Origin of the sequence: Paenibacillus silvae (assembly GCF_014639235.1) — a bacterium.
GTDB classification, from domain to species: domain Bacteria; phylum Bacillota; class Bacilli; order Paenibacillales; family Paenibacillaceae; genus Paenibacillus; species Paenibacillus silvae.
In genome coordinates, this window is the sequence record NZ_BMFU01000003.1 from 105,122 (window position 1) to 119,726 (window position 14,605).

The 14,605-nt window shown below is 45.5% G+C and carries 14 protein-coding genes; 2 read left to right on the forward strand and 12 right to left on the reverse strand.

Features of this window, described 5'->3' with window-relative positions:
- Window positions 1–43 precede the first annotated feature (43 nt).
- From ilvC to ilvB, 3 genes are all read right to left on the reverse strand, one after another.
- Entirely contained in the window at window positions 44–1,036 is a 993-nt protein-coding gene (gene ilvC, locus IEW26_RS11135; RefSeq protein ID WP_111272358.1) for a ketol-acid reductoisomerase, read from the reverse strand.
- Window positions 1,037–1,360: 324 nt separating this feature from the next.
- A complete protein-coding gene (gene ilvN / locus IEW26_RS11145; protein ID WP_110897650.1) occupies window positions 1,361–1,843 on the reverse strand; it encodes an acetolactate synthase small subunit in 483 nt (160 codons plus the stop codon).
- Entirely contained in the window at window positions 1,840–3,591 is a 1,752-nt protein-coding gene (ilvB, locus tag IEW26_RS11150; RefSeq protein WP_145403119.1) for a biosynthetic-type acetolactate synthase large subunit, read from the reverse strand. Before ilvB ends, ilvN begins: the two co-directional genes overlap by 4 nt.
- Window positions 3,592–4,191: 600 nt before the next feature.
- Between ilvB and IEW26_RS11155 the strand changes: the two genes are divergently transcribed.
- Window positions 4,192–4,641 carry a GNAT family N-acetyltransferase gene (locus IEW26_RS11155; protein ID WP_373288473.1) on the forward strand — a complete coding sequence of 150 codons (450 nt, stop codon included), beginning with the start codon at window positions 4,192–4,194 and terminating at the stop codon, window positions 4,639–4,641.
- On the opposite strand, the gene IEW26_RS11160 is transcribed toward IEW26_RS11155, so the two are convergent.
- From IEW26_RS11160 to IEW26_RS11200, 9 genes are all read right to left on the reverse strand, one after another.
- Window positions 4,638–5,009 carry a hypothetical protein gene (locus tag IEW26_RS11160; RefSeq protein WP_145403120.1) on the reverse strand — a complete coding sequence of 124 codons (372 nt, stop codon included), beginning with the start codon at window positions 5,007–5,009 and terminating at the stop codon, window positions 4,638–4,640. The two genes, IEW26_RS11155 and IEW26_RS11160, sit on opposite strands and share 4 nt — an antisense overlap.
- A gap of 181 nt (window positions 5,010–5,190) precedes the next feature.
- Complete coding sequence (locus IEW26_RS11165; protein WP_145403121.1) at window positions 5,191–6,153, reverse strand: ABC transporter permease; 963 nt, start codon at window positions 6,151–6,153, stop codon at window positions 5,191–5,193.
- Window positions 6,154–7,233: an ABC transporter permease gene (locus IEW26_RS11170; RefSeq protein WP_111272363.1), complete on the reverse strand. Its 1,080-nt coding sequence runs from the start codon at window positions 7,231–7,233 to the stop codon at window positions 6,154–6,156. It abuts the gene before it with no gap.
- The gene (locus IEW26_RS11175) at window positions 7,226–8,764 is read right to left on the reverse strand and encodes an ABC transporter ATP-binding protein (RefSeq protein WP_145403123.1); all 1,539 of its coding nucleotides are present in this window, start codon (window positions 8,762–8,764) and stop codon (window positions 7,226–7,228) included. The genes IEW26_RS11170 and IEW26_RS11175 overlap by 8 nt, the downstream gene beginning before the upstream one ends.
- Window positions 8,765–8,955: 191 nt before the next feature.
- Window positions 8,956–9,996, reverse strand: coding sequence for a BMP family lipoprotein (locus tag IEW26_RS11180; RefSeq protein WP_188592476.1), 1,041 nt, complete (start codon window positions 9,994–9,996; stop codon window positions 8,956–8,958).
- A gap of 567 nt (window positions 9,997–10,563) precedes the next feature.
- Window positions 10,564–10,923 (reverse strand): 50S ribosomal protein L20, encoded by a 360-nt coding sequence (gene rplT / locus IEW26_RS11185; RefSeq protein WP_095288335.1) that lies wholly within the window; start codon window positions 10,921–10,923, stop codon window positions 10,564–10,566.
- Between the two features lie 78 nt (window positions 10,924–11,001).
- Window positions 11,002–11,202 (reverse strand): 50S ribosomal protein L35, encoded by a 201-nt coding sequence (rpmI, locus tag IEW26_RS11190; protein ID WP_062320217.1) that lies wholly within the window; start codon window positions 11,200–11,202, stop codon window positions 11,002–11,004.
- 24 nt (window positions 11,203–11,226) lie between these two features.
- Window positions 11,227–11,721, reverse strand: coding sequence for a translation initiation factor IF-3 (infC, locus tag IEW26_RS11195; protein WP_110897658.1), 495 nt, complete (start codon window positions 11,719–11,721; stop codon window positions 11,227–11,229).
- A gap of 339 nt (window positions 11,722–12,060) precedes the next feature.
- Complete coding sequence (locus IEW26_RS11200) at window positions 12,061–13,299, reverse strand: glycosyltransferase family 2 protein (RefSeq protein WP_111272367.1); 1,239 nt, start codon at window positions 13,297–13,299, stop codon at window positions 12,061–12,063.
- Between the two features lie 756 nt (window positions 13,300–14,055).
- On the opposite strand from IEW26_RS11200, the gene IEW26_RS11205 reads away from it, so the two are divergent.
- Complete coding sequence (locus tag IEW26_RS11205; protein WP_111272368.1) at window positions 14,056–14,583, forward strand: phosphatase PAP2 family protein; 528 nt, start codon at window positions 14,056–14,058, stop codon at window positions 14,581–14,583.
- Window positions 14,584–14,605 lie beyond the last annotated feature (22 nt).

Sequence of the window (14,605 nt, forward strand, 5' to 3'; positions counted from 1 at the left end):
TCCAGTTCACGCTGTAAGTTGCTTGTTCATTCAAAAGCCGTTATTACTTCTTGATCCAGTGCATCATTTCACGCAATTGTCCGCCCACCACTTCGATCGGGTGTTCAGCTTCGTTGCGACGAGTAGCTGTCAGGAATGCACGACCGGATTGGTTCTCCAGAATGAAGTCACGTGCGAATTTACCTTGTTGGATATCGGAAAGCACTTCTTTCATTGCTTTCTTCGTATCTTCTGTAACGACACGTGGTCCAGTTACATAGTCACCGTATTCCGCTGTGTTACTGATGGAATCACGCATGCTTGCAAGTCCACCTTCATACATCAGGTCAACGATCAGTTTCAATTCGTGCAGACACTCGAAGTATGCCATCTCAGGCGCATAACCCGCTTCTGTCAACGTTTCGAATCCAGCTTTAACGAGGGCACTTACACCGCCGCACAGAACGGCTTGCTCACCGAACAAGTCTGTTTCTGTTTCTTCACGGAAGGAAGTTTCGATAACACCAGCACGTGTGCAGCCGATACCTTTAGCATAAGCCAGACCGATATCTTTTGCTTTACCTGTTGCATCTTGCTCGATCGCAATCAGACCAGGAACACCAAATCCTTCCACGTAGGTACGACGTACCATGTGACCAGGGGACTTAGGAGCTACCAGCAATACATCGCTGTCTTTTGGAGCAACGATTTGACCGAAATGAACGTTGAAACCGTGAGAGAAGAGCAATGCAGCACCTTTTTTCAGGTTTGGTTCGATTTCGTTTTTGTATACAGAAGCTTGTGTTTCGTCTGGCAGCAAGATTTGAACTACATCTGCACGGCTAGTTGCTTCAGCCGGAGACAATACTTCGAATCCATCATTTTTCGCAGCATCAAAAGATTTACCTTCACGAAGTCCGATGACTACGTTCAATCCGCTGTCACGCAGGTTTTGCGCCTGAGCATGACCTTGGCTACCATATCCGATCACCGCGATCGTTTTTCCTTTCAATACGCTAAGCTCTGCATCCTGTTCATAATAAGTAGTTACTGGCATGTTATAAGTCCTCCTTTGTATTGTAAAGAACCCTTCATTAATGAGCGGGTGTCTCAATGGACCTGTGATCCTGACCAAGCGGGTAGCCAGAACAGCCTCATCACTGCTGAAGCCGCGATGCCAGATCCGTTCAGACACCCGCCCGTTAATGCGGGGGTGTGGCTGTCTTTTCAAGCGTTACATCACTAAAATGTTACTTTACAGCAGATAGCGGACTGACATATGTTCAACAGATAGTCTTCTTGTTCAACTAACCGTGCACTTTCACAACGAGATCGTTGTGCGCGCATGTATGTCTCAGCCCGTCCTGAAACCATTATACCTCTATACGTTGCCACGTACCAATGCAGTAACGCCTGTACGAGACAATTCACGAATGCCATATGGCTTGAGCAATTCGATCATTGCATCAATTTTGTCCGTATCCCCAACCGCCTGAATCATCAGACTTGTCGGCCCAACGTCAACAACCGATGCACGGAATGTTTCTACCACGCCCAGAATTTCGGGACGTTCGGATGGTTCTGCCTTCACCTTGATCAGCGCGAGTTCACGAGCAACCATCGGTTTCAGGCTAAAATCAACCACTTTGATGACATCAATGATCTTATACAGCTGCTTCTCAATCTGCTCCAATGTTTTGTCATCACCAATGGTAACAATGACCATCCGGGAAAGTCCAGGCTCTTCAGACTGTCCTACCGTAATGCTCTCAATATTATAGCCGCGACGACCAAACAATCCGGATACACGCTGGAGGACGCCTGGCTGGTCATTAACCAATATCGAAATTGTATGTCTTATCATTCTTCGCCATCCCCCATCAGCATTTGATCGATTGTCGCTCCCTGTGGAACCATTGGATACACATTTTCATCTTTTCGTACCACGAATTCTACAACGACTGGTCCAGGTGTGTCCAAAGCTTCCTGCCAAGCCCGTTCAGCTTCTTCCTTGTTCGTTGCACGCAGTCCTTTAACACCATATGCCTCAGCCAGTTTTACGAAATCCGGGCTTCCTGCCAGGTCAATATGGCTGTAACGATTTTCATAGATCAGTTCCTGCCACTGGCGTACCATACCAAGAACCTCATTGTTGATAATTACGATTTTAACCGGAATGTTGTTGATGGCACAGATGGCCAGCTCTTGCGAACACATCTGCATTCCACCGTCCCCGTTAATGGAGATAACCAGTCTGTCCGGATTCGCCATCTGGGCACCGATTGCTGAAGGGAATCCAAAGCCCATCGTTCCCAGACCACCCGACGTCACCCAAGAACGCGGTTGATTAAACTTGTAATATTGCGCTGCCCACATCTGATGCTGTCCTACATCCGTTGTAACAATGGCTTCACCTTTAGTGGTGTCGTTCAACAATTCAACCACCCATTGCGGTTTCAGCACCTCATCCGAATCCGTATAGGTATATGGCTTTTCCTGTTTCCACTGTTTGATCTGATCTCTCCAGGCATCTGCACGTTCAGCACGTCCAACTTCCTTATTTGCAATCTCCAGTACCGTTTTCACATCGCCTACAATCGGAATATCTGTCGCAATGTTTTTGCCGATCTCCGCAGGATCAATGTCGATATGAACAATTTTCGCATGTGGTGCGAATCCGTCCAGCTTACCCGTTACACGGTCATCGAATCGGGCACCGATGTTGATGAGCAAGTCGGATTGCTGAATGGCCATGTTCGATGTGTAGGTTCCATGCATTCCCGGCATTCCGGTCCAAAGCTCATGCCCGCTTGGGAAAGCGCCAAGTCCGAGAAGTGTTGTCGTGATGGGGATGCCTGTCTTCTCTACAAACTCGAAAAGCGCTTCGTGTCCACCGGAGTATACTACTCCGCCGCCAGCAAGGATCATTGGACGTTCCGCTTCCTGGATCGCTTGTGCCAAACGGTCAACCTGCAGCTTGTTCGGTACCGTCCGTGGATTATACCCTCTCAATATAACAGGTTCCGTGTGTGGTTCAAACAACGTTTTGTTTGCAGATACGTCTTTTGGAATGTCAATCAGTACCGGTCCTTTGCGGCCCGTGTTCGCAATGTGGAATGCTTCATGAATGATACCCGGCAGATCTTTAACATCCTTGACCAGGTAGCTGTGCTTGGTGATCGGCATTGTAATTCCCGTAATGTCCGCTTCCTGGAAAGCATCCGAGCCAATCAGGCTGGAAACAACATTACCTGTTATAACCACCAAAGGAACAGAATCCATATAAGCAGTTGCAATACCGGTTACAAGGTTCGTTGCACCTGGACCGGAGGTAGCGATGCAGACACCAACCTTGCCGCTCGCACGCGCATAACCATCAGCTGCGTGAATCGCTCCTTGTTCGTGACGTGTAAGAACGTGTTTAAAATCTTCAAAGCCATACATCGCATCATAGATATACAACACGGCGCCGCCTGGATAACCAAATACACACTCAACACCTTCAAGCAGCAAACTTCTCAGCAGAATCTCGGAGCCGCTAATGACCTCCGGCTTCATCCATTTTTCACGTAATTCATCTGTCGATCGTACTTCTGGAATATGAGCTCCCATCAGTCATCCTCCTCTCGGAATTTACACCATTCTGACATTCAAAGTTACAAAAAAAACCTTCCATCCCTGCAAACAAGTTCATGCTTGCGAGGGACGAAAGGTTATCGCTTCCGTGGTACCACCCAACTTTGTCCGAAATTTCGCAATAACGGACCTTACCAGGTATAACAAAACGATGTTCAAACGAACACAGTCGTCTCCCATACCTGTTGTCTGTAACGCAGACTTACGATTTCCCCTAATACGCAAGGATTTGACGATCCAGTGCTTTTCAGGAAAACAGCTCCGAGGTGAGCTCGTATATAAGGGGTAATGGTGGTGGTTTCAGCAAATCCATCCACTCTCTGAGCAAAAGAGCCCTTAAAACTTCGTCCTCTTCATAGCCGATGAAATATTCTCGTTAAATGTTAGGAACATTATATGATTCCTCTAACCGATAAGTCAATACCTGTTTTTGATAAAAATGTGCAGAGCTCTTTCCTGTTCATATTCCACTCCTAGATTGCCCCAACTTCCAAACTTCATACAGTCACCTTTTATCTCGCTTCAGGCATAGGATATACGGGCCGCACAACTGGTCCCGAAAGGAGGCTCCGTATGATTATTCGTCAACGTTCATCCAAGCTGGATGATAGTGCAATTCTAAAGCTGATTGATACTCAACTTGTTCCTTTATCCCATATGAGTGAGAAAGAAATCAATAAAATTCGCAAAGAAATACCCCTGCGGATGAACAGGGGCATGACCTTTGTAATCTCGCCGGAGTCTAACAAAGCGGCTATAGCTTTCATCCATTTCCTCATGCATGGTGAATTGCTTTACGTGGACATGATGGCTGTTAGCACAAAAGAGCAGCGTAAACGATACGGCCAGACTTTACTTCAAAAAGCAGAACATTTTGCAGTCTCTCGTGGCTGCCGAAGATCCAAAGTCATGGTAGATGAGGGCAACACAAAAGGGTGTCAATTTTACCAGAAAAATGGATATCAAACCCTTAGATATATTGGAATGAGTCGATGTTATGAAATGGAAAAAGCACTATATTCCTAGAAAAAACCTGGCGGTCTTGGGCCGGGACCATAAGGCCCGTAACCTGGACCTGGGCCATATCCTTGGCCCGGACCATACCCTGCTCCGTATCCCTGACCGTACGGGCAAGGTTTTGGGCCTGGGCCGGGACCGTATCCGGGACCAGGACCATACGCATAAGGCAAGGTGGCGATCGCAAGCAGATCAAACAATACCAGCGGCAAAATGGCTTTGGTCCGCACTTTTTTTCCGCTAAAACGCTTGAGCACCAGTTTATCGCCAGATACCTTTATGAGCTTTCCTGTAACCCGAGTACCGTCTTTTTTGATCGCAACAATGTTTTTGCCTATGAGTTTCATCGCTTCAGTACGCGTAACATGTTTTTTCATACTATCCCTCCTCCTCGGATCATTCAAAACAGTGTATTCGTCCATAACCGAATTCGCTTGTTTCTTTGTCCCTACTGCAAAAGTTGGGTGCTTTTATGTATGCAAAAAAGGCCCGCAAGAGTGCGGACCTTTACTATGCTTATACTTTATTTTTATCACTAAAACCCAATTTACGTGTCCGTTACCTCTTACCAGGATCATACGGTTCACCCAGTGCGGATGGAGCCGATGAACGCCCAACTGCAGCTACGAGAACGATAATGGTGAGCAGGTAAGGCAGCATGAAAATAATTTCCTGGGGAATACTTTGTGACCACTCAAACAGCTGCACATAGTTGCGGATTGCTTGAGAGAAGCCGAAGAATACTGCTGCCCCAAAAGCACCGATCGGATTCCATTTACCAAAGATCATGGCCGCAATGGCAATGTAACCTTGACCGGAAACCGTATTGTGTGAGAATGTGCCTGTCGTTGTCAGTGTAATTGCCGCTCCACCAATAGCTGCGAGCGCACCACTGATCATAACCCCTATATAACGGTAACGACGCACTTTAACACCCACTGTATCTGCCGCACTTGGGTGTTCACCAACAGAGCGCAGACGCAATCCAAACGGTGTTTTAAACAAAATGTAATAGGTCAGGAATACAAACAAAATCGCCAGGTAAGTTGTTGGGTACATATTTTTGAAAAATGCTTCTCCAAGCAAAGGAATATCTTGCAAGAAGGGCACACTGAATTTGTTGAAGCCCTGTACCAATGGCGAATCACCTGAACCTTCAAACAGCAGTTTTACCAGATACAATGTACTTCCTGCTGCCAAAAAGTTAATGACAATACCGCTGATAATCTGATCCGCTTTGAACGTAATCGATGCCACAGCATGGATCAGTGAAACAAGCACACCAAGAACAATGGCAAGCAATACACCCATCCAGGCCGACGTTGTACCATCCATACCTGCTTCTTGAGCGTAGTGAGCACCAATACCGGCCGCAAACGCACCAAACACCATAAAACCTTCAAGTCCGAGGTTGGTCACTCCGGATTTTTCCGAGAAAATCCCGCCGAGGGAAGCAAAAATCAATGCCGTAGCAAAGACAAGCGTCGTATTGATAATTTGCCCGATTGTCAACAAGTCCATCTACAACACCTTCTCTTTCTTGCGCTTGGAATAGAACGGTTTAAGTACCCAGCGCACGATGCCTTGTGCAGCAATGAAGAAGATAATCGAACCGATGACAATCCGAATAATCTCAGGTGGTACATCCGCAGCAAAGCTCATACCTGCCGAACCGTATGTGAGCGTACCAAAGAGCAGCGCACCGAGCAGCACTCCAAACGGATGATTCAAGCCAATCAGGGCAACCGCAATACCGTCAAAACCAGTACCTGGGGAGCCTGACATTACCGTTTGATACTGGAATACTCCAAGTACCTGGAACGCCCCGCCAAGACCTGCGAGCATACCGCTGATAAACATCGCTTTGACGATATTCCGATTGACATGCATCCCCGCATACTCCGCTGCATTCGGGTTATAACCTACAGCACGAATTTCAAAACCTTGTTTGGTTTTCCACATGTAAATATAAAAGAGCACGGCGATAACAAGTGCAATCAAAGTACCCAAGTGAACACGGGAATTGCCCATTAATTCAGAAAGCCAATTCAAACTGATCGAGGCAGACTCGCTAATGTTTACGGAGCGATTCTCCCCCTGAAGCAGTAGAAACTGACGCACAATCAAATTAGCTAAATACAGTCCGATCCAGTTCAGCATAATACTGCTGATGACTTCATTTACTCCGCGAGTCGCTTTCAAATAACCCGCAATCGCAGCCCAAAGCCCGCCAAATACCGCTCCCGCAATCAAAGCCAGCGGTGCGTGAATATAAATTGGCAAACCTGCAAATTTGACGCCGACAAAAGTAGCTGCTGTCATACCGACCAGAAACTGCCCTTCGCCCCCGATGTTAAACAATCCGGCGCGGGCAGCAAAAGCGAATGCCAGACCTGTCATAATGAGTGGAGTCATTTCCCGTACAGCTTCCCCGAAGTTGTACATATCCCCGAATACCTTTGTAAACAATGCACCATATGCCTCTAGAGGGTTATAACCGCCCACCAGCATAACAATCCCACCGAGAACAAGCCCCATCAATATCGCCACAATCGGCAAAATAAATGAATCCCGGGTAAACCATTTTAACACTTTATTCATGCGCAGTACCTCTCTTTTGGGTGCTGCCCGCCATCATCAAGCCGAGCTCCCTGTCATTGGTTTCTTCTGGCAGCACCTCACCTACGATCTGCCCTTCGTAGATCACCGCAATGCGGTCTGAAACGTTCATGATCTCATCCAGTTCAAAAGAAATGAGCAGAACGGCTTTACCCTGATCACGCTGTGCAATCAATTGCTTTTGCACAAACTCGATCGCTCCAACGTCCAACCCACGAGTCGGTTGGGCTGCGATCAGCAATTCAGGGTTTTTGTCTACCTCACGAGCGATAATCGCTTTCTGCTGGTTTCCTCCGGACAAGGAACGCGCTTTGGTCTCAATACTCGGCGTACGTACGTCAAATGCTTCAACAAGCCGTTTTGCCTGTTTTTTAATCGCATCAAAGTTCAAGAAACCTTTGCGAGTGTACGGCTCCTTGTAATACGATTCCAGCACGATATTTTCGCTTATCGAGAAATCCAGTACAAGCCCGTGCTTATGTCGGTCCTCTGGAATGTGCGCTACGCCAGCCTCAGAGATATGGCGCGGCGAATGATTCGAGAGCTCTTTTCCTTCAAGACGAATTGAGCCGCTATCTACTTTGCGCAGGCCTGTAAGTGCTTCGATCAATTCACTTTGTCCGTTACCGTCAACGCCGGCAATGCCGACAATTTCTCCAGCTCTCACATTCAGGTTCAATTCGTTCAGAACCGCGATTCCCTCTTTGTTTTTGGCCGTCAGCTTGCTAACCTCAAGCACGTTGGCTCCAGGCGTTGCAGGTTTCTTGTCCACTTTAAACGTTACGTTGCGGCCGACCATTTTTTCTGCCAGCTCATTCGGATTCGTTTCCGATGTTTTGACGGAATCAATGACTTTACCACGACGAATAATCGTAACTGTATCCGAAATCTCCATAATTTCTTTCAGCTTATGGGTAATCAAAATGATTGACTTGCCCTCTGCTACAAGCTTTTTCATGATAATCATCAGCTCTTTGATCTCTTGAGGTGTAAGCACCGCTGTAGGTTCATCAAAGATCAAAATGTCTGCACCGCGATACAATGTTTTGACAATCTCGACACGCTGCTGCATACCGACGGAAATATCATGAATTTTGGCATGCGGATTAACCTTGAGTCCATACTGTTCGGACAAACGCTGCACTTCAGCAGCGGCTTTTTTATAGTTAATATTGAGACCCTTCGTAGGCTCGGACCCCAAAATAATGTTCTCTGTTACCGTGAACGGCTGTACAAGCTTAAAGTGCTGATGCACCATACCGATGCCAAGATCGATTGCCCGGTTCGGACTGTCGATGATGACAGGTTTGCCATTCACTTCAATGGAACCCTCATCCGGCTGATAGAGACCAAAAACAATGTTCATCAATGTTGACTTACCAGCGCCGTTTTCGCCCAGTAGAGCATGAATCTCGCCTTTACGAAGCTGAAGGCTGATGGCGTCGTTGGCAACAATGCCTGGGAAACGCTTCGTTATTTGTTTCAACTCAACGACGGGGGTTGCTGCACCCATGTAATCACCCTTATAACTGATATAGTGTGGTTCCGCAAACGAAAGAAAAGCTCCTACCGGAGCGTGCTGCACAAATGACTACTTGTACAAATGTTATGATAGCTTGATCAAATGTTCCTCGGTTTACAATCACAAGGCCGGTCAAGACCGGCCCGATGATGATGTTAAAGCAGATTCAAATTCTCTACGTATTACTCTGTAGGTACTTTGATTTCGCCGCTGATGATTTTTTCTTTGTATTCGTCAACTTTAGCCAGAACATCAGTTTTTACATTTTTGCTGGAAGTGTCCGCGATACCAACACCGTTTTCTTTCAATGTCAGATTCTCGGAACCGCCTTTGAATGTACCGTCAACGACTTCTTTGTTTACGCGTTTAACCGCTTCGTCTACTTTTTTGATCATGGAAGTCAGTGTTACTTCATCGCCAAATTCCAAAGATTGGTCTTTGTCCACACCGATTACCCATACATCCTGACCTTGCTTCTTACGAGCAATAGCTTCGTTAAACACACCGTTACCTGTTGCACCGGAAGCGTGGAAAATGATATCTACACCTTGATTGTACAGTGTAGCAGCTGCTGCTTTACCCAGGTCAGGCTTGTCGAAAGCACCTGTGTAGTTTGAAATGAATTGAGCATCAGGGTTTACTGCTTTAACGCCTTCTCTGAAACCAACTTCAAACTTTTTGATCAGCGGGCTTTCCATACCACCAACAAAACCAACTTTGTTTGTTTTTGTTGTCAGACCAGCAACAACGCCAACCAGGAAAGATCCTTCTTCTTCAGCGAATGTTACGGATTTTACGTTAGGTGCATCCACAACGCTGTCGATGATTGCCAGTTTGGATTCAGGGTTTTGCTCAGCTACAGTTTTGATGGCATCCGCCAATTGGAAACCGATACCCCAAGTCAGATCATATCCACCTTTAACGAATTCGTTCAGGTTTGGAATGTATTCTTCGTCAGATTTACTTTGCAGGTATTTAACTGCTACACCTGTTTCCGTTTCAGTTGCTTGAAGAGCTTCCCAAGCGGATTGGTTAAAGGATTTGTCGTTAACGCCGCCTACGTCAGTAACCATACCGATTTTGAGATCGGATTTCGCTTCAGTAGAAGTTCCACCGTTGTCTCCTCCGGCATTCGTTTCTTCTTTCGGTTTGCTTCCGCAACCTGCGAGCATAACCGATACTGCCAGCAACATCACCAGAGACAAGCTGAGCATTTTTTTCATTTCTCTTTTTCCCCCTTAATAATATGTCCCTTTCAAATCCTGTCTGCGTTGCGCTATCAACAGATAGAAAAGCATGCTCGAAGTAAGAATGTCTGTTTAATGTACAACTAAAAGCGCATTCTTATCTTTACTCTTGCTTCTTATCTGTCGAAAACCCGAACATTATGACCCGAAAGAAAAATTTAGGACTGGCCTACTAGAGGTGATTATACAATCAACCAGTGTTAAAATCCAGATGTATAATCACCAAAGTTCACTTATTTTTGTACTTTTTTTGTTGAAAGCGCTTAATAATTTAACGGTTTAACACACTAACGTTACAACGATGTGATGTTACATAACAAATACCTCTCAAACACCCCTGAATTTCATATGAAACAAAGGTTTTTATTTGCACTTTTGCACCATTGTAGTTTATGTAATACCAAGTTGTGTTATTCACTAACGTTGCTTCTTGCCCGATGCATTTCCAGCCTCTGACGATGTATGTAGCTTGTTCTTCCTATCCCGTTCTTATTCCCAATCCGTAAAAAAAGCCGCCATGTACGGCGGCTTGCAAATACAGATTTAAGCGTTGATTTTGCCTTTAGCTACAGTAGCCAAAGAGTTGAACGCATTGATGTCGTTAACGGCCAGATCAGCCAGCATTTTACGGTTCATGTCTACACCAGCAAGTTTCAATCCGTGGATCAATTTGTTGTAAGACAAACCGTTTTGACGTGCTGCAGCATTGATACGAACGATCCACAGTCTGCGGAAGTTACGTTTCGTGTTGCGACGGTCACGGTATGCGTAAACCAAGGATTTCATTACTTGCTCGTTAGCTGTTTTGAAAATGCGGTGTTTAGAACCGAAATAACCTCTTGCCAGTTTCAATACCTTTTTATGACGACGACGTACTACAAAACCGCCTTTTACTCTTGCCATATTAAAGAACCTCCCAAATAAATATTAAATGTATCCGTGATATGTGTTCGGCCTGAGCCGATCCCCCATACGGATGTACTATTTCAAGTTAGCCAAACCTTGTTTCAAACGTCTCACGTCGCCTGCTGCCATTACCGGATTTCCGTTCAGAACGCGCTTAGCACGTTTGGATTTGTGGGAAAGCAAGTGATTTTTGTGAGCTTTGTAACGAAGGACTTTACCGGAACCGGTAATTTTGAAGCGTCCTTTCAAACTGCTGTGTGTTTTCATTTTAGGCATGTTGTGTTTCCTCCTTCAATGTTATCAGGCTTTAGGAGCCAGAATCATGATCATACTGCGGCCTTCCAGTTTTGGCTGACGCTCAACGGTGCAGAGTTCTGCAACTTCCGTTTTCACACGCTCCAAAATCCGTTGACCAATAGCGGCATGTGCAATTTCACGTCCGCGATAACGAACGGAGCATTTCACTTTGTCGCCTTCTTTCAAAAACTTGACTACATTACGAAGCTTCGTTTGATAATCGTGCTCCTCAATATTGGAACGGAACCATACTTCTTTAATGTCAACAATTTTCTGGTTCTTACGGGCTTCTTTTTCTTTCTTTTGCTGCTCATAGCGGAATTTGCCATAGTCCATGATGCGGCACACCGGCGGTTTAGCCTGTGGCGCCACATTGACCAGGTCCAAGTTCAGGTCAATTGCCATTTGAAGTGCTTCACGAATGGGAGTAATCCCGATTTGCTCTCCTTCAGCTCCGACAAGGCGTACTTCCTTCGCCCGAATCTCGTCATTAATCATGTGATCTTTACTAATAACCGTCCACCTCCAGGTCATTTTGAATATCCTGTTACACAAAAATAAAAGGGATGCCGGTCAAGCTACCGACATCCCTGTAATCAACACAATTCTTCATGAGTATACACTTCATAAATTATTGGGATCGTTGACCAGCCAACTGCTGTTGGACAGGTGAGAAGTCGGACTTCTGCTTGTGATTCCATTCGCTATTTGTTTAACACACTTGAATACTATACCACCTGCCAAGCATCGTTGTCAACACCAAAAGCATCATTTTTCTAACCTTTGTGACAATGTGCATAGCATAGGTTGATATCTGGAATTAACCTGTGAGCAAACTTATCCCTGTTTACTCTGAACCTCATCCAGACGCACAACACGTGTGTGCTGCGTGTGACTCCATTGCTTGTTGTTCTGTGTAAAGAACGCATAGAACGTAATCGGATACCAGGACAACAGATAAATCGGGAACAAAACCAGGTACAGATATACTTTGGCAAAAGTAACCTTCTCGAGCGCCATCGACAACAGGAACGTCAGCACGTTCATTCCAATCGCTATGAATCCAACCCATAACGGGAAATACCCGTAAATGTTTGCAATGTGCGGGCCGTCAAATACATAGATGTCCAGTGACATTACAGCGGTTAGCAGGAAGGTTAGCAATACAACATACACATTGGCACCATACACAGCCAAGTCGAACTTAACCAGGCTGCGTTCTTTGATGGACTGCCATAATAGCGGGAAGAAATATCTTCTTGCTACCGTAAAGTGACCCTGCATCCAGCGCAGACGTTGTCTCGCTGAAGCTTTGAACGTCAATGGCTTTTCATCAAATACTTTGGCATCATAGTTAAACACCGGGTAAACATTACGCTGCACACTCCGCATGGTGAACTCCAGGTCTTCTACAAGACTTGTCGCACCCCAGCCAATCTCTTTGAGCAGGTTCGTCTCAAAACACATTCCGGTACCGCCAAGGAAATTGGCCATGTTCAGATTGTGACGAGACAGCTGCCACAGACGATTGATGTACCAGTAAGATACACCATAAGCAGCTGTAATCCATGAATCTTCAGGGTTCTTCGTATCGATATACCCTTGAATAACACGTGCTCCATTGCAAAGATCATTGTTCATTTCAGTAAGGAAGTTTTGCTCGACCAGATTATCGGCATCAAACATGACTACCGCATCATACTGGCGTGGCAGATCCCATAAATACTTGAGCATCCATTCGATGGCATAACCTTTACCTCTAAGGTCCGGATTAGTACGCACACAAGCATTCCAGCCATGTTCACGGACAATGTCCGCTGTACTGTCTGTACAGTTGTCACAAATGACAAATACATCATACAGATCGCGTGGATAATCCAGCTGCTTCAGATTTTCCATCAGCGCACCGATAACCTGTTCCTCGTTATGTGCTGCTACGAGCACAGCAAATGATTTTGTAGCAGGATAATTTTTCTTTTTCTTTTTCTTATACAGACCGAACAGCGAAAACGTGAATTGGTACACAGCCAGCAGCGCCAAAATGACCTGCAGCGTGACGAATATAGCGTCCAACATCGTTCTCTGTTACCCCCTTTTTTTAAAACCCAGATTACATAAGTTTTTCTCTTCCTGATTCTGCATCTCATTTTTTTGTAAATTGCAGAATATGACCCTGTTCTTTTGAGTACTACGCAAATATTGCAGGCAATGTTTCAACTCATGGCAGCGACCTGTGGGCCGCTTTATCGATTCTGTATTCTTTTCAGCTTTTTGTCAAAACCCCAATTCCACTTCCTGAAGCAGAAATGTGAACTTAAAACGCTGAATATACACTCCGTCATGCCACAACCTCGCATTCATGCCTGTTATATCTTATTTTCAGCCGTTTTCTTGATTTTTATTTCTAAAGTCCCTTCTTTTTTATGCGGTTTGCTGTAGTTAAAGCCTGCTCCTACCTCTAATAACGTAATCGGACTCCAAAAAGTTTAATCTAAACTCATATTTTTTTCCTGAATCGAAACTCACATTTTTATACCTCAATTCAGCCGCGTTGAATCATTGTATCTTTTTTCACCAATCGAAGTCAAAAAGAAGCACTGGTTCTTCACCCACTCTTTTACATGAATTTTACGTTCTTTACATGTGTTCTTCTTGAAAAGGACAACATTTAAAAATATGATAAACATAACCCCGAAATAACCTTGATGCCTCGAGGTTATTTATTTCAATTCCTTGAACAGGGGGTATATCGTATTCAAGGCGAAACCGGACACTGGTAACATCCCGGAAATACTGCCGCCCTCGGGGCGGCCTGACTGGCAGGAGGCCAATATGAGCCGTTTTATCTTAAAGTTTCAACAGTACGATCGCAATGTGTTTATGTGGATCAATGGCCGTCTTCATAACCGGTTTATGAACTTCTGGCTGTACTATTTCACCCATCTAGGCGGCGCAACGGCTTCCATTGCTGTATCTCTGTTCATCTGGCTTCTCGCACCAGCTCCATGGAGCACGATCGGGCTTCAGGCCTGCATTGCTTTAGCAGTGAGTCATATTCCTGTAGCGATAGCCAAAAAACTGTATCCACGCATCCGGCCATACCTGGCCATGCCGGATACGATCACTTTTCGCAATCCTTTAACGGATCATTCGTTTCCATCAGGGCATACTACAGCTATTTTTTCCGTTACCGTGCCCTTTATGGCTGCTGAGCCGTTTCTATTGCTCACATTGCTGCCTGTGGCTATAATTGTCGGATTCTCTCGAATTTATCTGGGGCTTCATTATCCATCCGATGTTTTGGCAGGAGCGACAATCGGTACTTTAGTCGCACTTGCGACAGTTGCATTCTGGGCTTAAAGCCGATATGTTAGACTCAGGA